At 64.3% G+C, this 18,159-nt stretch carries 16 protein-coding genes; 8 read left to right on the top strand and 8 right to left on the bottom strand.

The window, feature by feature from the left end; all coding sequences use genetic code 11:
• Nucleotides 1–35: 35 nt before the first annotated feature.
• The 5 genes from prmC (at nucleotide 36) to KBT70_RS04975 (ending at nucleotide 5,357) form a co-directional block, all read left to right on the top strand.
• Entirely contained in the window at nucleotides 36–893 is an 858-nt protein-coding gene (gene prmC, locus KBT70_RS04955) for a peptide chain release factor N(5)-glutamine methyltransferase (RefSeq protein ID WP_296629432.1), read from the top strand.
• Between the two features lie 206 nt (nucleotides 894–1,099).
• Complete coding sequence (locus KBT70_RS04960) at nucleotides 1,100–1,822, top strand: DUF4167 domain-containing protein (RefSeq protein ID WP_296629419.1); 723 nt, start codon at nucleotides 1,100–1,102, stop codon at nucleotides 1,820–1,822.
• 120 nt (nucleotides 1,823–1,942) lie between these two features.
• Nucleotides 1,943–2,686, top strand: a complete 744-nt coding sequence (locus KBT70_RS04965) for an RNA methyltransferase (protein WP_296629420.1) — start codon at nucleotides 1,943–1,945, stop codon at nucleotides 2,684–2,686.
• Nucleotides 2,687–2,742: 56 nt separating this feature from the next.
• Nucleotides 2,743–3,885: a heme A synthase gene (ctaA, locus tag KBT70_RS04970; protein WP_296629421.1), complete on the top strand. Its 1,143-nt coding sequence runs from the start codon at nucleotides 2,743–2,745 to the stop codon at nucleotides 3,883–3,885.
• A gap of 2 nt (nucleotides 3,886–3,887) precedes the next feature.
• Nucleotides 3,888–5,357 carry a carboxypeptidase M32 gene (locus KBT70_RS04975; RefSeq protein WP_296629422.1) on the top strand — a complete coding sequence of 490 codons (1,470 nt, stop codon included), beginning with the start codon at nucleotides 3,888–3,890 and terminating at the stop codon, nucleotides 5,355–5,357.
• A 3-nt stretch (nucleotides 5,358–5,360) separates the two neighbouring features.
• On the opposite strand, the gene KBT70_RS04980 is transcribed toward KBT70_RS04975, so the two are convergent.
• The 3 genes from KBT70_RS04980 to KBT70_RS04990 form a co-directional block, all read right to left on the bottom strand.
• Nucleotides 5,361–7,238, bottom strand: coding sequence for a nucleoside-diphosphate sugar epimerase/dehydratase (locus tag KBT70_RS04980; protein WP_296629423.1), 1,878 nt, complete (start codon nucleotides 7,236–7,238; stop codon nucleotides 5,361–5,363).
• 169 nt (nucleotides 7,239–7,407) lie between these two features.
• Entirely contained in the window at nucleotides 7,408–8,043 is a 636-nt protein-coding gene (locus KBT70_RS04985) for a sugar transferase (RefSeq protein WP_296629424.1), read from the bottom strand.
• Nucleotides 8,040–8,888: an NAD-dependent epimerase/dehydratase family protein gene (locus tag KBT70_RS04990; RefSeq protein ID WP_296629425.1), complete on the bottom strand. Its 849-nt coding sequence runs from the start codon at nucleotides 8,886–8,888 to the stop codon at nucleotides 8,040–8,042. Before KBT70_RS04990 ends, KBT70_RS04985 begins: the two co-directional genes overlap by 4 nt.
• A 99-nt stretch (nucleotides 8,889–8,987) precedes the next feature.
• Here KBT70_RS04990 and KBT70_RS04995 point away from each other — a divergent pair, with 99 nt between their 5' ends.
• Nucleotides 8,988–10,106 carry a polysaccharide biosynthesis/export family protein gene (locus tag KBT70_RS04995; protein ID WP_363270109.1) on the top strand — a complete coding sequence of 373 codons (1,119 nt, stop codon included), beginning with the start codon at nucleotides 8,988–8,990 and terminating at the stop codon, nucleotides 10,104–10,106.
• 84 nt (nucleotides 10,107–10,190) lie between these two features.
• Here the strand turns inward: KBT70_RS04995 and KBT70_RS05000 are convergent, their stop codons facing one another.
• The 3 genes from KBT70_RS05000 to gyrA form a co-directional block, all read right to left on the bottom strand.
• On the bottom strand, nucleotides 10,191–10,541 hold the full coding sequence (locus tag KBT70_RS05000) for a DUF6614 family protein (RefSeq protein WP_296629426.1): 351 nt from the start codon (nucleotides 10,539–10,541) through the stop codon (nucleotides 10,191–10,193).
• Nucleotides 10,542–10,621: 80 nt separating this feature from the next.
• Entirely contained in the window at nucleotides 10,622–11,203 is a 582-nt protein-coding gene (locus KBT70_RS05005) for a hypothetical protein (protein WP_296629427.1), read from the bottom strand.
• Nucleotides 11,204–11,342: 139 nt separating this feature from the next.
• On the bottom strand, nucleotides 11,343–14,042 hold the full coding sequence (gene gyrA / locus KBT70_RS05010; RefSeq protein WP_296629434.1) for a DNA gyrase subunit A: 2,700 nt from the start codon (nucleotides 14,040–14,042) through the stop codon (nucleotides 11,343–11,345).
• A 221-nt stretch (nucleotides 14,043–14,263) separates the two neighbouring features.
• Between gyrA and KBT70_RS05015 the strand changes: the two genes are divergently transcribed.
• The gene (locus tag KBT70_RS05015) at nucleotides 14,264–14,533 is read left to right on the top strand and encodes an usg protein (protein ID WP_296629428.1); all 270 of its coding nucleotides are present in this window, start codon (nucleotides 14,264–14,266) and stop codon (nucleotides 14,531–14,533) included.
• A gap of 76 nt (nucleotides 14,534–14,609) precedes the next feature.
• Nucleotides 14,610–16,424 (top strand): SLC13 family permease, encoded by a 1,815-nt coding sequence (locus tag KBT70_RS05020; RefSeq protein ID WP_296629429.1) that lies wholly within the window; start codon nucleotides 14,610–14,612, stop codon nucleotides 16,422–16,424.
• A 40-nt stretch (nucleotides 16,425–16,464) separates the two neighbouring features.
• Here the strand turns inward: KBT70_RS05020 and KBT70_RS05025 are convergent, their stop codons facing one another.
• On the bottom strand, nucleotides 16,465–17,025 hold the full coding sequence (locus KBT70_RS05025) for a YSC84-related protein (RefSeq protein WP_296629430.1): 561 nt from the start codon (nucleotides 17,023–17,025) through the stop codon (nucleotides 16,465–16,467).
• 130 nt (nucleotides 17,026–17,155) lie between these two features.
• Nucleotides 17,156–18,157: a porphobilinogen synthase gene (hemB, locus tag KBT70_RS05030; RefSeq protein ID WP_296629431.1), complete on the bottom strand. Its 1,002-nt coding sequence runs from the start codon at nucleotides 18,155–18,157 to the stop codon at nucleotides 17,156–17,158.
• Nucleotides 18,158–18,159: the final 2 nt, after the last annotated feature.

Below are 18,159 nucleotides of genomic sequence, written 5' to 3' on the forward strand. Positions count from 1 at the left end.
GCGGATGCGCAGGCCACCTTGCTGGCCGAAATGTCGTGACCCTGCGCGAGGCCTTGTTGGAGGCTGCGCGGCGTCTGGAGGCGGCGGGCATTGATGGCTCTGCGGGGGACGCGCGTGCCCTTTTGGCCGAGGCGGTGGGGATTGCACGCGACCGGCTGACGCTGCATCTGGGTGAGGATCTGGAACCTGGGGCGGCGGTGCGGTTCGCGGCGCTGATCGCGCGGCGGGCGGCGCGGGAACCTGTGGCCAAGATCCTTGGGCGGCGGGTGTTCTGGGGGCGGGAGTTTGAGGTGACAGCGGATGTTCTCGATCCGCGCCCCGAGACGGAATGTCTGATCGCCGAGGCGTTGGCGGGACCCAAGCCCTTGACTTTGCTCGATCTTGGCACGGGGAGTGGTATCCTTGCGGTGACGCTCTTGGCGGAATGGCCCGAGGTGCGGGGCGTGGCCACGGACCTGTCAGACGCGGCGCTTGCGGTGGCGGCGCGCAATGCCGCGCGGGCGGGGGTGGCGGCGCGGCTGGATGTGATCCGGGCGGATTGGTTTGCAGGGGTTACGGGGCTCTTTGATCTGATCGTGTCGAACCCGCCCTATATCGGTGTGGATGAAATGGCCGGGCTGATGCCCGAGGTGCGGGACCACGATCCGCGCCTCGCATTGACCGATGAGGCGGATGGGCTGGCGGCCTATCGCGCGATTGCGGGCGGGGCGGGTGCACATCTGCGCCCCGGAGGGCGGCTGATGGTCGAAATCGGCTGGAGGCAGGGGGCGGCGGTGGCCGATATCCTGCGCGCGGCGGGATTCGAGGCGGTGGCGGTGCTGCCTGATCTGGAGGGGCGCGACCGGGTGGTGTGCGGGGTCTGGCCTGTCCTATCACGCGGAATTGCGCCATAATCCGCGAGATTTGCGGAAATATTCCGCTTTGCTCTTGTGTGACCGGGCGGCGCGTGCTTATTGGTGCGCAGTCAAGACGGAGGATGCCCATTCGGGCGGTCCCGCTTGACACCAAGCCAGAACATGTCCGATCCGGTTTTATTCGGCGCAAGGGGCGCCAGTCGGGTCAAGCGAACATTTTGAGCATCAGGGCTGGACAGCACCATATGAGATCATCGAAGTCACGTCAGCGGAACAAGCCGAACCGCAACCGCACCGTCGGGAATGTTGTCAACCGCGTGTTTGACAGCTCGGGTCCCGAGGGCAAGGTGCGCGGCACGCCACAGCAGATCATCGAGAAGTACAACCAGTTGGCGCGCGATGCGCAATTGGCGGGCGACCGGGTGGCGACCGAGAATTTCCAGCAGCATGCGGAGCACTATCTGCGTCTGCTGAGCGAAGCGCAGAAAGAGCAGGATGCGCGCCGCGAGGAGCAGGAACGCTTTAACCGCGACCGCCAGCAGGATCGTGACCGCGACCGGCCCGAGCGGTCCGGCGGGCGTGACAGTGACGAGGGCGAGCAGCCCAGTTCGCATGATCCCGCCGCACAAACGCAGCCCGATGTGATCGGTGGCTATGACGACCGCGAGATCGGTCTGGTCGAGACACCCGAGAGCAAGCCGCAACCCGAACCGTCGCGCCGCCGGTCGCATGCGCCCGAGCGGGGGCCACGCCGCGGCCATGACCGCGCAGGCGATCAGGGGGCTGCTGCCTCTGAGCCGCGCGGGGAGCCGGTGCAAGAGCCGAGCGCCCCAGAGGCGCAGGCCGCAGAGACCACGGAGGCTGCGGAGGGTGCCGCCAAGCGGCCGCGCAAGCCGCGCGCCAAGCGTCCGCCCAAGGCCGAAGGCGACGCTCCGGCGGGGGCTGCGGCGACCAAGGCAGCCGAGTGATACGGTGAACCGATCGGGCGGCGTCTTGTGGTCCGGGTTGATTTGAGTATTTGAAGAACGATGAACGAGGGGGCTTGCCGGTGGCGGGCCCCCTTGCATGACCAAGGAGTGAGACCCCCCATGCCGAGCGACCGTCCCCAGCCTGCCTTTGTCCTCGTGCGTCCGCAGATGGGCGAGAATATCGGGGCGGCGGCGCGGGCGATGTGGAACTTTGGCCTTGACCGGATGCGGATCGTGGCGCCGCGCGATGGCTGGCCCAATCCCAAGGCCGATGCCATGGCAAGCGGGGCGGGGCGGCTTCTTGATGAGGCGCTGTTGGTGGCGGATACTGCCGAGGCGGTGAGCGATTGTTCCTATGTGCTGGCCACGACCGCGCGGGCGCGGGGGCTGACCAAGCCGGTGTTGAGCCCCGAGCGTGCCATGGTGCTGGCGGTCGAGAAAATCGCGGCGGGTGAGAAGGTGGCGGTGCTTTTTGGTCCCGAGCGCGCAGGGTTGGAGAATGACGATATCGCCCGCGCCAATGCCATCATCAACGTGCCGGTCAATCCGGCGTTCGCCAGTCTCAATCTGGGTCAATGCGTGCTCTTGGTGGCCTATGAATGGCAGCGCGCAGCGGGGCAGGTGGTGCCTGAGCGGGTCGATCTGGCCAAGACCGACTGGGCCGCGCAGGTCGAGGTCGAAGCCTTGGCCGCGCATTACGAGGAACGGCTGGAGGAGGCCGGGTTTTTCTTTCCCGAGCACAAGGCCGACAGTATGAAGACCAACCTGCGCAACATGTGGAGCCGGATGCCGATGACGCGCGCCGATGTGCAGACCTTGCATGGGGTGATGCGGCAGATGGTCCGCTGGAAGGCGCGTGGTTGAAGCAGGCGGGGACGCGCTCTAGTGTCTCGCAGAGCCAAGGGACAAGAGGCGTAAGCATGAGCGGAAAACGCAGCATTTTCGAAGAGGTCGGACAAACGGGGGCCGTCAAGCCTGTGCCGCAAGGCGGCATGATCGACGCGGGCCGTCGCGGCGCGCGAGGGGCGATCCGGGTCTGGCTGATGATCCTTTTTGCCTTGGTCGTGGTGATGATCGCGGTGGGGGGCCTTACGCGCCTCACCGACAGTGGCCTCAGCATCACCGAATGGAAGCCGGTGACCGGGGCGCTGCCGCCGATGTCTGAGGCGCATTGGATGGAGGAGTTCGACAAATACCGCGCCATTCCGCAATATGAGTTGATGAACAAGGGCATGACCCTTGCGGAGTTTCAGGTCATCTATTGGTGGGAATGGGGGCACCGGCAATTGGGCCGTTTGATCGGGCTTGTCTGGGCCTTGGGCTTTTTCGGGTTTCTCATCGCGCGGCAGATCCCGAACGGGTGGACCGGGCGTTTGCTGCTCTTGGGGGCCTTGGGGGGCACGCAGGGGGCCATCGGCTGGTGGATGGTGTCCTCTGGTCTGACGGGGGAGATGGTGGCGGTGGCCTCTTACCGGTTGGCGACGCATCTGGGGCTGGCTTTTGTGATCCTTGGCGTGATCGCGTGGTTCGTGTTTCTCTTGGGGCGCGAGGAGCGGGAGCTGATGCAGGCGCGGCGGGGGCGCGAGGCGAAGCTCTATAGCCTCTCGACGGGGCTCATGCATTTTGCGTTTCTGCAAATCCTGCTGGGGGCGCTGGTAGCGGGGATTGATGCCGGGCGCAGCTATACCGACTGGCCGCTGATGGCGGGGGGATTTCTGCCACCCGACATGATGGAATTGCAGCCCTGGTGGCGCAACCTCTTTGAGAACCCCGGCACGGTGCAGTTCATTCACCGGATGAGCGGCTATCTCTTGCTGGTTTTTGCCGTGGTGGTTTGGCTGCGCGGGCGCAAGAGCGCGCATGAGCGCACGCGGGGGGCCTTTACCGCCGCCTTTGCTGTGCTGCTGCTCCAGATCGTGCTGGGCATCATGACGGTGCTTTATATCGCGCCTTGGCAACTGGCCATTGCGCATCAATTCGTGGGGGTGGTGCTCTGGGTGCTGATCCTGCGGGCGCGGTTCCTGAGCCAGTATCCGCGCGCCACATCCATTCGGGGGGCCTGAGCATGAGCGCCTATGACGATCTGATGGCGCGCGAGCGCGAGACGCAGGCCTTGGCGCAGGTGGCCGGGCGGCTGGGCTGGGATCAGGAAACCATGATGCCGCGCGGGGCCGCCGATCAGCGGGCCGAGGAATCGGGCGCGATGCAGGCGATGCTGCATGCGCGGCGGGTAGACCCTGCGCGGGGCGATGCGCTGGCGCAGGCCGAGGCGGAGGCGACCGAGCCTGTAGCGCGGGCGCAGTTGCGCCATATCCGGCGCGATTACGCGCGGGCGGTCAAGGTGCCGGGGGAATTGGCGGTGGCGCTGGCGCGGTTGACGAGCCGGGCGCAGGGGCAATGGGCCGAGGCGCGGGCGGCGGATGACTATGCCGCCTTTGCGCCCGTTCTGGCCGAAGTGGTGCGCCTCAAGCGCGAGGAGGCGGCGGCCCTGTCAGGGGGCGGCGCGCTCTATGATGCGCTGCTGGAGGATTATGAGCCGGGCATGGGCGCGGCCAAGCTCGATGCGATGTTCGCCGAGATGCGGCCGCGTCTGGTGGCGCTGCGTGGGGCGGCGCTGGAGGTGGACTGGCCCAAGCTGACGGGGCGGTTTGACCCTGCCGCGCAACTGGCGCTGTCGCGGGAATTGGCAGAGGTCTTTGGCTATGACCTGAGCCGGGGGCGGCTTGATCTGGCGGTGCATCCCTTCAGTTCCGGCAGCGGCGATGATGTGCGGATCACCACGCGGGTGAGCGAGGCGGACCCGTTCAACTGTTTCTATTCCACCATCCACGAGGTCGGGCATGCCTGTTACGAGCAGGGGATTGATCCGGCCTATCGCCTGACGCCCTTGGGGCAAGGGGTGTCGATGGGGGTGCATGAGAGCCAGAGCCGGATTTACGAAAACCAGTTGGGGCGCAGCCGGGCATTCTGTGGCTGGCTCTATGGGCGGATGCGGGATGGGTTTGGCGATTTCGGCATTGCCGATGAAGAGACATTCTATCGCGCCGTGAACCGGGTCCATCGTGGCCATATCCGGACAGAGGCCGACGAGGTGCAGTATAACCTGCATGTCATGCTGCGCTATGATCTGGAGCGGGCGTTGATCGCGGGGGATCTGGGCGTGGCCGATCTAGAGGCCGCGTGGAACGACCGCTTTGCTGCAGATTTCGGATATCAGGTGGATCGCGCGTCCAATGGCGTCTTGCAGGATGTGCATTGGTCGGTGGGGCTGTTTGGCTATTTCCCGACCTATAGTCTGGGCAATCTCTATGCCGGGTGCCTCTTTGCCGCGTTGCAGGCGGCAGTGCCGGAGCTTGAGGCGCAATTGGCGCGGGGGGATTTGGCCCCCGCGACCGCATGGTTGCGCGGGGCGGTGCAGCGTCATGGTGGGCTTTATGAGCCGGCAGAGGTGATTGCGCGGGCCTCTGGGGGCGAGCCCACGGCGGGGCCGCTTTTGGCCTATCTGGAGGCCAAGTTCGGCGCGCTGGCGGGCTGACGGTTACTGATTTACGGTTGCGTCGGGGCGCTCTTCGATCTGCTCGATCCACTGGGCCAGCACGCTGCGCAGGAGTGCCACGTCGCGGGTCTCGATCGCCTCGGAGAGCGATTTGAGCGCCTTGGCGAGTTCGATTTCCGACAGGTGGCCTTCTTGGGCGCGCAGGATTTTGGGGTGCGGCGTGGTCAGCATGTCGGAGCCGATCAAGAGTTCTTCATAGAGCTTTTCGCCGGGGCGCAGGCCGGTGATCCGGATTTCGATGTCGCCATGGGGGTTTTGCGCATCGCGCACGGTGAGGCCTGAGCCTTCGATCATCTTGCGCGCCACGTCGCGCACCGCGACGGGTTTGCCCATGTCGAGCACAAAGACATCCCCGCCCCGCGCGAAGGACCCGGCCAAGAGCACGAGGCGCGCGGCCTCGGGGATGGTCATGAAATAGCGGGTGACATCGGCATGAGTGAGCGTGACCGGACCGCCGCGTGCGATCTGTTCGGCAAAGAGCGGAATGACCGAGCCGGATGATCCCAGCACATTGCCGAACCGCACCATGGAAAAGCGCGTGCTGCTGCTGCGGGTGGCGAGGTCCTGCACGATCATTTCGGCAAAGCGTTTGGAGGCCCCCATCACGCTCACCGGGCGCACGGCCTTGTCGGTGGAGACGAGGATGAAGCGTTCGACGCCCGCATCCCGCGCCGCCTGTGCCACGGTGCGCGTGCCGATGACATTGTTGCGCATGCCTTCGATGGCGTTCGATTCGACCATCGGCACGTGTTTGTAGGCGGCGGCGTGCAGCACGATTTCGACCTTGCGCGAGCGCATCAGCACGTTGACGAGGGATTTTTCGCAGACGGACCCAAGCACCGGGGAAATCCGCAGGGTGGGGGCGAGGCTGCGCAATTCGCGCTCGATCTCGAACAGGGCATGTTCGGCGTGGTCGAGCAGGATCAGATGGCCGGGATCGCAGGTGATCAGCTGGCGGCAGAGTTCCGAGCCGATGGAGCCACCCGCGCCGGTGACAAGGATGCAGCGCCCCCGGTAGGTGTCGCGCGAGCCGGGCAATTTGTCCTCGAGTCCGTCGCGCCCCAAGAGTTCGTTGAGATCGACCGGGCGGCTTTGATAGAGGCTGTGGGCATCGTTCGAAATCAGGTCGGCAAAGGAGGGCAGGGCATGCACCTCGACGCCGTGTTCGGCGATGCGCCGCGTCAAAAGCGCGCGTTTCGCGGGCGGGGCGCTCGGCATGGCGAGGATCACGCGCTGGATGTCGTAGCGTTTGACCAATTCGGGGAGGTCTTCGGATTTGTGGACCTTGAGCCCGGCGATGGTCAGCGATTGCAGGCGCGGCTCGTCATCGACAAAGACCATGGGCAACACGGCATCGTCGGTCGCGAGGGCTGTGGCAAGCTGTTGGCCGGTCTGACCCGCCCCGTAGATGAGCACGCGCAGGCGGCTGTTGCCGTTGCGGTAAATGCGCAAAAGCGCGGTGCGCAGCACCAGTCGCGAGGTCGCGGACAGGGTCAGGAACATCACGCCCGTGACGATATAGACCGTCGCCGGGGCTGCGACGCTCGTGTCGAAGGCCGCGAAGGCAAGCCCGCTGGCGGTGATGGCCAAGGCCACCCAACCCGAACTGAGCATCCCCTGCATTTCGTAGGATTTCAGCTTGACCTTGTGCAGGCCGAAATAGGTGGCGAGGGCCGCCGCGATGCACATCATCGCGAAGAGGTCATTCGAGGCCGCGCCGAGATTTGACCAAAGCGCCGAGGGCCCGAGATAAAGAATGACGGAGATTACATAGGAGACCACGACAATCAGCATGTCGAGTGTCAGGAAAAACGCCTGTTTCTGGCCTTGTTTCAGCGAGGTGACGATTTTGTAAAGCACGGCACGGACCCCTGAGATAAAGCGCTTTCGGATCAATTTCGTTGTAGGCGCTTACGCCCTGAATAGAAATCCAACTTAACAGTGATTTGAAAGTTTGAGAACGGACTCTGAGCAATTTTTAGCCGATTGGGCTAAAACTTGTGCAAAGCCGTGCTCTCCGCCGCGTGGATCAGCCTCGATCAACGCGGTAGCTGCGCCGCCGGGAAAAGACTCGAATCACGGTCTGGAAGATCAGGCGAATGTCGTAGCAGAGGCTCTGATGACGCGCCCAGATCAGGTCGAGCCGCGCCTTGCGGGGGATGCAACGGGTGACATAGGTGGTCTCGCCGCTTTCAGGACAGGTGCAGGCCGAGAGCAGTTTTTCCTCGGTGCGGTGGTAGATGAGCGTGGCCAGACCCGTGACGCCGGGGCGTCTTTCGAGCACGCGGGCATAGATTTCGGGGCAGCTTTCGACATAGCAGCGCAGCGGCGGGCGGGGGCCGACAAAGCTCATGTCGCCGCGCAACACGTTGAGAAGTTGCGGCAGTTCGTCAAGCCGGGTGGCGCGCAGGCGGCGGCCGAGCGGGGTGATGCGGTGTCGCTTGTAGCCGGTGGAAACGCCAGCATCGTTCTCGACAACGCGCATGGTGCGGAATTTCCACAGGCAGAACGGGGTATCGGGCGTCTTCATGCGCTCGGACAGGTAGAACACCGGCCGCCCGTCCAGAAAGGCGATGAGAAGCGCGATCACAACCATGATCGGAAACAGGATCACGATGAGCAGGAGTGCAAATCCCACGTCAAAGGCCCGTTTGGCTGGGGTCATGGTGCCATCTCCAGGCTGTGCCAGTCGTCGATCATCTGCTGCGCTGTCTGCGTCAGATACAGAAACGGAAGCAGACCGGCAAGAGAGCTGCCATCGAGGGTCACGGCCTGAACCGCATTTTCCGGGGCCGGTTGCCATAGAAGTGGGCGACCGGCGGCGCGCACGAGGCTTTCCATCGTCACAGGTGCTGGGGCGGTCACGTTGAGCACGCCGGGCAAATGGTCCGGGGGAAGCTCTGAGAGTGCGCGCAGCACCTGCGCGAGGTCGCCGGGCGCAATATAGCTGCGCAAGGGGCCGGTGCCATCCGAGAAACGGTCGAGCCGCACCGGACCGCTCTGGGCGCGCAGGGCCGGGGCGAGGCTATCGGCGCCGACCACATTGGCGAGCCGCAAGCAGCAATGGCGCGTGGCACCGCGGGGCAGGGCGCGCACCGCCGCCTCCATCGCCAGCTTGGCGCGGCCATAGGCGCTGGTGGGAGTGGGCGGGGTGTCTTCTGTCAGGGCCGTGCCGGGGCCGTAAACGGCGGCGGAGGAGAGATGCAGCATGCGCCGCGCGCCACAGGCCCGCGCCAGAACCGCCCCGTGACGCACAAGCGAGATATTGGCGACCAGATCCTCGGGCGTGCCTGTGACCTGTCCCCAGAGGGCAATCACCGTGTCGCAGCGGGGGAGATCAGGCGGCAGCGGCTCGCCCGGAGACCACAGGATATCCGCCGGGCCCCGACGTGCCAGCCAGAGGGGGCGCAGGCCCACCGGAGCGCGCCAAGCCGCACGCAAAAGCGTGCCGATGCGGCCAGAGGCGCCGGTGATCAGCACGGTTGGGTCATGGCGCATTTCGGCCAACATGCGGCTTTGCCTGTCGTTGAGGGGCAGATTATGATTGTCTAGCACGGCAGGACCGGGGTAGGAACCGAGGCGATGCTGAAGAAACGAGGGAGTCGGAGAGTGACGCGCACAATCAGGATGGTCCTCGGGTTTATGATCTTGGCCGCGGTGGCGGCCTGCAGTTTGCCCCGTGGTGCCGCCCTGCAAAGCGAGGTTCTGGCAGAACAGGACAACAAGTCGCCGACATTCCAGGTGGTCGAAGTGACGCGCCGCTCGACACCGGCGCTGGCGCTCTGGCCTGCGTCGGGCTGGAAGGGCAGCTATCGCTGGTTGTCGGCAAGCCGGGGGCCGGACTCCACCACCATCCAGACTGGCGATACGCTCAATGTGATCGTCTGGGACAATCAGGAAAATTCTTTGCTAGCCAGCGAGGCGTCGCGCTCGACCCCCGTCGCGGGGCTGACGGTGTCGCCATCGGGCACCGTGTTCATGCCCTATATCGGCGAAATCGCCCTGCGCGGCATGACCGAATCCGAAGCGCGCGCCACCTTGCAGGAGCGGATGCTGGAAATCGCGCCCTCGGCGCAGGTGCAGTTGAACGTGGAGCCGGGGCGCAACAATGCCGTCGATGTGGTGGGCGGTGTGGCCGCACCGGGCAACTATCCGCTCTTGTCGCGCAACACGCGCATCCTGAGCGTGCTGGCGAGTGCGGGCGGTATTTCCTCCGCGATGGTCAATCCGCTGGTGATTCTGCAACGCGGCGGAGAAGTGTATGAGACGCGGGCAGAGAGCCTGTATGCCGAGCCGGGACGCAATGCGCTGGTGCGCGGCGGCGACCAGATTGTCGTGACCGAGGATGATCGCACGTTCAACGTGCTGGGGGCTGCGGGCACCCAGAAGGTGATTGCCTTTGAGGATGAGCAGGTGACGGCGATGGAAGCGGTCTCGATGATGGGCGGGCTGAGTGCGGCGCGCGCCGATCCCAAGGGTTTGTTGGTGCTGCGGGAATACGAGCCGCAGCATATCAACCCCGACAAGCCCGGCCCCGAGATGCGTCAGGTGATTTTCTCGCTGGATTTCACCAATGCGGATGGGCTCTTTGCCGCGCGGCAGTTCCAGATCAATCCGGGCGATACGCTGCTTGCGACCGAATCGCCGGTCACGCGCGTGCAGACCATTCTTGGGCTCTTTGGCACAGTCGTTGGCTTTGCCTCGACCGCGAACAACGTCGCGAACTGAGCCGCGCGCCTGAGGCGGGCGGGCAGGCAGGGGACGCTGTTCCCCGGACCCCCAGAGGTATTTAGGGCCAGATGAACGTCGGGTTCAGATCAGGGACATGCGGTCGACCCGTTCGGCATCGGGGAAGGGGCGGTAGAGGGCAAAGCGCGCCTCAGCAATCTGGGCATGCACGCGGTCATGCAGCACGGTTGTCACCTCGTCCTGTGCGCCGGTGAGGCGAAAGGCGCGGTCAAGCTGGGCCAGATCATCAACCTCGATCTCCAACAGGAAATCGCCATAGGCATCGGCCGCGAGATTGAGCTTGCGCCGCAAAAGGCGCCAGGGACCGATGGTGCCGTGGTGGTGCAGATGCGTGAGCCAGGCGTCGAGAGCGGCGGCGAAGGCCAGTGCCTTGGCATCCTGCTTGAGGTCGATCATGCAGCAATAAAGGTTCATCGGCGGGCATCCGGCGCAAGGAAAATCGCGCCCAGTCTGCGCCGGAAGGGTTGAGGTTGGGTTAAGCGGCGCGTGCCCGGTCAGATATTCGCAAAGATATTGTCGGGTGCGTCCTCGTCCTGCGAGGCGGGACGATGTGGAATCTTGGCGGCGGCAAGAGCGCTGCGGATTTCCTGTTGGACGGGGCGCTTCTGGGCCGGTTGCGGTGTGATGCGGCGCGGGTTGACGGCCCGTTGTGCCATGGCGCGGCGCAGGCGGGCGCGGTGGGCCAGCACCGAGGCACGGCGCAGCGCGCCGGGGCCAAGGGTGAGATAGGTCAGCAAGACCGCCGTGGCCAAGGTCAGATCGCGCCAGAAGGCCGAGAGGCTGTCGGGGGTGACGGTGATGAGGTTCTGCACAAGGCTGGAGCAGAACACCAAAAGCGCGAGGCTCAGCGCCGCTAGGCGCAGGTGCAGCCCCGCCATCAACGCCGCGCTGAGGCAAAAGAGCAGCATCGAGCCGATCAGATCCGCCGCCGCATGGGGCATGAGGGCGGCAAAGAGCGTGGCCGCATCGAGCCCAGACACGAGATCGAGCGAGAGCGCGAGGAAATAAGAGCCGATCACGATCCGGATCAGGTTGAGGCCGGTTTGGTCCATGCTGGCGCGCGGGGGCTTGGCCATGGGAGTATCCGCTATGAGAGGAGCCGGGAACCGAAGGAGACCAATACAACCATGCCGCGAAGCGACTAGGGTATCATCATGGTAAATTCGGCGAAAATGGGGCCGGAGCGTGATGATACCCTGTCACGGCGTCGATGGTTCAGCCTTCGGCGGTCTCGTCCTCTTCGGCCTGTTCGGCGATCCAGGCTACGGAAACCACCTCTTCGCCGGTGCCGGTGTTGAACACCTTGACCCCGCCTGCGCTGCGCGAGCGGAAGGAGATTCCCATGACCGGCACGCGGATTGACTGGCCCTTGGAAGTGGCGAGCATGATCTGGTCCTCGAGCGTGACCGGGAAGGAGGCCACGACCGCGCCGCCGCGCATGGATTTGTCCATCGCCTGCACGCCCATGCCGCCGCGCCCGCGCACGGGGTAATCGTGGCTCGAGCTCAACTTGCCAGTGCCGCGCGCGGTGATGGTCAGGATCAGGTTTTCTGCCGTCTGCATTTCCTCGAACCGCTCGGGGCTTAGGGCGGCGTCGGCATTGCCTTCGTCATCGCTGGTGCCTTCGTCTTCGGCCCCGGCCATTTGGCGGCGCATCTTGAGATAGGCGGCGCGGTCATCGGCGGTGGCGTCGAAATGGCTGATGACGGACATCGACACCACGCGGTCATCGCCGAGCAGGCGAATGCCGCGCACGCCGGTGGATTTGCGGCCCTTGAAGACGCGCACCTCGGTGGTGGGGAAGCGGATGGCCCGACCGGAATCCGTGACCAGCATCACGTCATCCTCGGGGCCGCAGATGCGCGCGTTGACCAATTCAATGCCCTCGGGCAGGTCCATCGCGATCTTGCCGTTGCGCATGACATTGGTGAAATCCGACAGCGCATTGCGCCGCACATCGCCTGCCGAGGTGGCAAAGACGATTTGCAGGTCTTCCCAGTCTTCCTCGGGGCGGTCGACGGGCATGATCGCCGCGATGGAGACCCCGGTGGGAATGGGCAGGATATTGACGATGGCCTTGCCCTTGGACGTGCGCCCGCCAAGGGGCAAGCGCCAGCACTTGAGCTTGTAGACCATGCCGGAGGTGGTGAAGAAGAGAAGCTGCGTGTGGGTATTGGCGACAAAGAGGGTGGTAACGACATCCTCGTCCTTGGTGGCCATGCCCGAGAGCCCCTTGCCGCCGCGTTTTTGCGCGCGGAAATCGGCCAGAGCCGTGCGCTTGATATAGCCGCCGCTGGTGACGGTCACGACCATATCCTCGCGCTCGATGAGGTCTTCGTCCTCCATATCGCCGGACCAATCCACAATCTCGGTGCGGCGGGGGACGGCGAAGAGTTCACGCACTTCGCGCAATTCGTCGGCGATGATCTGCATGATCCGCTCGCGGGAGGCGAGGATGGCAAGGTATTCCTTGATCTTGCCGGCGAGGTCTTGGAGTTCGTCGGTGACTTCCTTGACGCCCAGTTGCGTGAGGCGCTGCAGGCGTAGATCGAGAATGGCGCGGGCCTGCACCTCGGAGAGGTTATAGGTGCCGTCGGCATTGGCCGGGTGGCTGGGATCGTCGATCAGCGCGATATAGGGCAGGATGTCGCCTGCGGGCCAGCGGCGCTCCATCAGCTTTTGCCGGGCTTCGGCGGCGTCGGCGGAGGCGCGGATGGTGGCCACCACCTCATCGACGTTGGACACCGCCACCGCCAGACCGCAGAGCACATGCGCGCGCTCGCGCGCCTTGCGCAGGTCATAGGCGGTGCGGCGCGCGACCACCTCTTCGCGGAAGGTGATGAAGAGCGACAGGAACCGGTGCAGCGTCAATTGCTCGGGCTTGCCGCCATTGAGAGCCAGCATGTTGCAGCCGAAATAGGTCTGCATCGGGGTAAACCGGTAGAGTTGATTGAGCACCACCTCGGCGGTGGCGTCGCGTTTGAGCTCGATCACCACGCGCACGCCGTTGCGGTCGGATTCGTCCTGCACATGACTGATGCCTTCGATCCGCTTGTCGCGGGCGGCCTCGGCGATGCGTTCGATCATCGTCGCCTTGTTCACCTGATAGGGAATCTGGTCGATAACGATGGCAAAGCGGTCCTTGCGGATTTCCTCGATGCGGGTTTTGGCGCGGATGATGACAGAGCCGCGCCCCTCGAGATAGGCCTTGCGCGCGCCGGAGCGCCCGAGCATCAGGCCGCCGGTGGGGAAATCGGGGCCGGGGATATACTGGATCAGATCCTCGCTCTCGAGATCGGGATTTTCGATCAGCGCCAGCGTGGCATCAATCACCTCGCCCAGATTGTGCGGCGGGATATTGGTGGCCATGCCGACCGCGATGCCGCCCGCGCCATTGACCAGCATGTTTGGAAAGCGGGCGGGCAGGACGGTCGGCTCGCGGTCCTTGCCGTCGTAATTGTCCTGAAAGTTGACGGTCTCTTTTTCGATATCGGCCAAGAGATAGGCGGCCGGTTTGTCCATGCGCACTTCTGTGTAGCGCATGGCGGCGGCGTTATCGCCATCCATCGAGCCGAAGTTGCCCTGACCATCGAGGAGCGGCAGGGACATCGAGAAATCCTGCGCCATGCGCACGAGGGCGTCATAGATCGCGCTGTCGCCATGGGGGTGGTATTTGCCCATCACGTCGCCCACGGCGCGGGCGGATTTGCGGTAGGGTTTGTCGTGGGTATTGCCGCTTTCGTGCATGGCATAGAGGATGCGGCGATGCACGGGTTTGAGGCCGTCGCGCAGATCGGGAATCGCGCGGCTGACGATCACGCTCATGGCGTAATCGAGATAGGACGTCTTCATCTCATGGGTGATCGAGACCGAGGGGCCGCTGTAGGCGGGCCGCTCGGGCGGGGTTTCATCCATGTTTTCAGGGGGTTGAGGCGTATCGCTCACGTTTGGGACCGTCCAGTGATCGTTCTCTATATGTTGTTGAGCGGACTATATCAGAGGCAGGATATGGGGTGCAATGGGGCTGGGTCATTGCCTTTGTCAGCCAGCAATCATGAGTGCTAACATACTGTTTTTATTGAAAAGTAATTTATTTCTGGCAACATGATTCTGTCAGGCAGGGACAGGAGAGACACATGCAGATGTCTGAGACGGAAATGATGCTCAAGGGATACGGGCTGACCACGGCGGAATTTTTCTATCGGATGCCCGATTATCGCAACGTGCTGAACAGTTATCTGTGGCAGGATTATGATCTGGCCCCCGATCATCCCAAGCTTTTTGGCTTCATCGAATTCTGGCAGCGCGAACTTGAAGGCCCGCTTCATTCGGTGCGGTTTACCCATCGCAAGCTGATCTCGCCGGGCGAGTGGCGCAACGTGGTGGGCGAATTCACGCTGCACTGACGCCGGGGGGCGCTTGAAGCGCCCGCAGGTCCGTGATCTTGTGTTGGGCTGTCGTTCTTGATCCGAGGATAGCCCTATGACGCCTGAGCAGATGATGATCCTCGGCGTGCTCGCGCTGACGATGGGGCTGTTTCTGTGGGGGCGTTTGCGGCATGACGTGGTCGCGCTGGCCTCGCTCATGGCGTGCGTGGTGACAGGGCTGGTGCCCGCCGCAGAGGCCTTTGCCGGGTTTGGTCATCCGGCGGTGATCACCGTGGCCTCTGTGCTGGTGCTGAGCCAAGGGTTGCAGAATACCGGCGCGGTCGATGCGCTGGCGCGGGCCGTGCTGCCGCGTCAGGCGGGGCGACTGGTGAGCATGGCGGCGCTCTTGAGCCTTGGGGCGGCGCTGTCTGGGTTCATGAACAATGTGGGGGCGATGGCGCTCTTGATGCCGGTGGCAGTGCAACTGGCCAAGCGGCTCGAGATGCCGCCGGGGCAGGTTTTGATGCCCTTGGCGTTTGGCACCATTCTGGGGGGTATGACGACGCTGGTTGGCACGCCGCCCAATCTGATTGTGTCGGGCTTTCGCGAGGATGCCGGGCGCGGGGCCTTTGCGATGTTCGATTTTGCCCCGGTTGGAGTGGCGGTGGCGGCGCTGGGCATTGCGGCGATTGCTGTGATTGGCTGGCGGCTGGTGCCCGCGCGCAAGGCGGCGAGCGCGTCTGAGTTTGACGCAGGCGCCTATATGACCGAGGTGCGGGTGGGCGACAAAAGCAAGGCTATCGGCCTCACGCTGCGCGCCTTTGAGCGGGAGATTGAAAGCTCTGACGCGCAGGTGGTGGCGCTGGTGCGCAATGAGGTGCGGCTCTTGGCCCCGCATGGCGGGCGGCGTATCCGGGCACAGGATGTGCTGGTGCTCGAGGCGGATGTCGAAGCGGTGGCGGAAACGCTGTCGGTGTTCGATCTGACGCTGGAGGAGGATGTGAAACGCGCCAAGGCGGAGGAGACCGAGACCGACACGGAGGCGGGCGAAGACGCCAAGACGATGGATGAGCGCGACACCGTGCTGCGCGAGGTGGCGGTGCTGCCCTCGGCGTCGATTGTGGGGCTCTCGGCCAGTGATCTGCATTTGCGCACGCGCTATGGGCTCAACCTCTTGGCGGTGGCGCGGGACGGGCAATCGCCGCGCGCGCGGCTGCGCTCGGTCAAGCTCAAGTCGGGGGATCTCTTGCTGATGCAGGGACCGGCGGAATCGCTGTCGGAATTTATCCATGACATGGGCTGTGTGCCGCTTGGGGCGCGCGATCTGCGCCTGCCCAGCCGCCGGATGGCGATCACGGCGGCGGCGATCATGGTGGGCGCGATCCTCTTGGTCACGTTCGGTGTGCTGCCTGCGGCGGCGAGTTTCGCGCTGGGCGTGCTGGCCTCGATGCTGTTTCGCACGGTGCCGCCACGGCAGGTCTATACCGCGATTGACTGGCCGGTGATCGTGCTCCTTGCGGCGCTCATCCCGGTGGCGGGGGCGATGCAGGCCACGGGCGCTGCCAGTGTGCTGGCGGAATTTCTGGTGATGGAGGTGGCGCAGGGGCAGGCGGTGGCGGCGCTGGCGGTGATCCTGATCACCACGATGTTCCTGTCGGATGTGATGAACAATGCTGCGACCGCCGCCGTGATGTGCCCCATCGCGCTGGGTATCGCGGGCACGCTGGGGGTGAGCCCGGACAGTTTTCTGATGGCGGTGGCGATTGGGGCATCTTGTGCGTTTCTGACCCCGATCGGGCATCAGAACAATACGCTCATCCTAGGCCCCGGCGGGTTTCGCTTTGGCGATTACTGGAAACTGGGATTGCCGCTGGAGGTGCTGGTCACGGCGATCAGCCTGCCGCTTTTGCTGATCGTCTGGCCTCTCTGACGCCGCAGCGTGCGCGCGCGGCGTCAGGAAACGATAGGTCTCAGGGAATGATGCGGGTGTATTTCATGCCTTCGAGCGAGACGCCCGCCAAGGCCCCGGCCTGACCGAAGATCACGGCGACAACGGGGCTGGCGGAGGTTGTCGTTTCGGCGCGCATGTTCTCGCCCCGGTCGTTGAAGACATATTCGACATCCGCGCCTGCCGCCCAACCGGACGAGCGGCGGAATTTCTCGAGCGCGTCGGGGGTCATGAAAAACAGCACATGCGCGAATTGCTGTGCGCCGATCTGAAGCCCGACGCTGCCCTTGGTGGCGGAATAGTAATCGACCGTCACATTGTTGATGCGCAGCGCGCCGCGGCCAAAGCCGCCCCCGACGAGAAAGCCCGCCTCGGTCACGACCGGCATGATGAGCATGCCGTTGGATTTATCCGCGAGATCCCGCGTGTTGGGATAACGATTATACATCTGGTTCAGAGTGGCATCGACACGCGCGTCGATGGTGGCTGCGCCGGAACTGCCCACGCCATTGCCGCAGGCCGCAAGAAGCGGCGTGCCAGCCATCAGGCCGAGGGTGAAAGTGCGTCTGGTCAGAATGCTCATGGGATCGCCTGTCTGTTGCCTCGTTTCGAGCCGGTCTTTTGTCTCATACCGGTCTGACACTCAGTATAGGGGCAAGGTGCGCAGATGTCACCATGGATTGAGGTGATGCGCGGGATGCTGCGCGTAGCTGCTATCCTTTCGCCAATATCCGGGCCACTTCGGGGGCAAAATAGGTCAGCACCCCGTCACAACCGGCGCGTTTGAAGCACATGAGGCTCTCCAGCATGGCGCGTTCGCGGTCGATCCAGCCGTTCTGTGCGGCGGCCATGATCATCGCGTATTCGCCCGACACCTGATAGGCAAAGGTGGGCGCGCCAAAGGTTTCCTTGGCCCGCCGGCAAATGTCGAGATAAGGCATCCCCGGCTTGACCATCACCATATCAGCCCCCTCGCTCAGGTCACGCTCGATCAGGCGCAGCGCCTCGTCGGTGTTGGCGGGGTTCATCTGATAGGTTTTCTTGTCGCCCTTGAGCGCGTTCGCCGCCCCCACCGCATCGCGGAACGGGCCATAGAAGGCAGAGGCGTATTTGGCGGCATAGGACATGATCATCACATTGGGATAGCCATGCGCCTCGAGGGCTGCGCGGATGGCCCCGATGCGCCCGTCCATCATGTCGGAGGGGCCGATGATGTCGACGCCTGCTGCGGCCTGTGAGAGCGCCTGTTTCACAAGCGCCTCGACGGTGGCGTCATTGACGATCTCGCCATCCACGACAAAGCCGTCATGGCCGGTGTCGGAATAGGGATCGAGCGCCACATCGGTCATCACAGTGATGCCGGGCACGGCGGCCTTGATCGCGCGGGTGGCGCGGTTGCTGAGGTTCTCGGGGTTCCAAGCCTCGGCGCAATCGGCGGTGCGGTTTTCGGAGGAGGTATAGGGAAAGAGGCAGATGGCCGGGATGCCCAGATCGGCGGCCTCTTGGGCGGCGGCGACCACGCGGTCGATGGAGCGGCGCATGACACCGGGCATGGAGGGCACCGGTTCCTCGATCCCATCGCCATCGCGCACGAAGAGCGGCCAGATCAGATCGCCCGCTGTCAGCGTATTTTCGGCCACAAGGGCGCGGATGCTGGGGGTTGCGCGGGTGCGGCGCAGGCGGGTGGCGGGAAAGGCGGCTTGAGTCGGGCGCATGG

The organism is Roseovarius sp. (genome assembly GCF_018066915.1).
GTDB lineage: Bacteria > Pseudomonadota > Alphaproteobacteria > Rhodobacterales > Rhodobacteraceae > Roseovarius.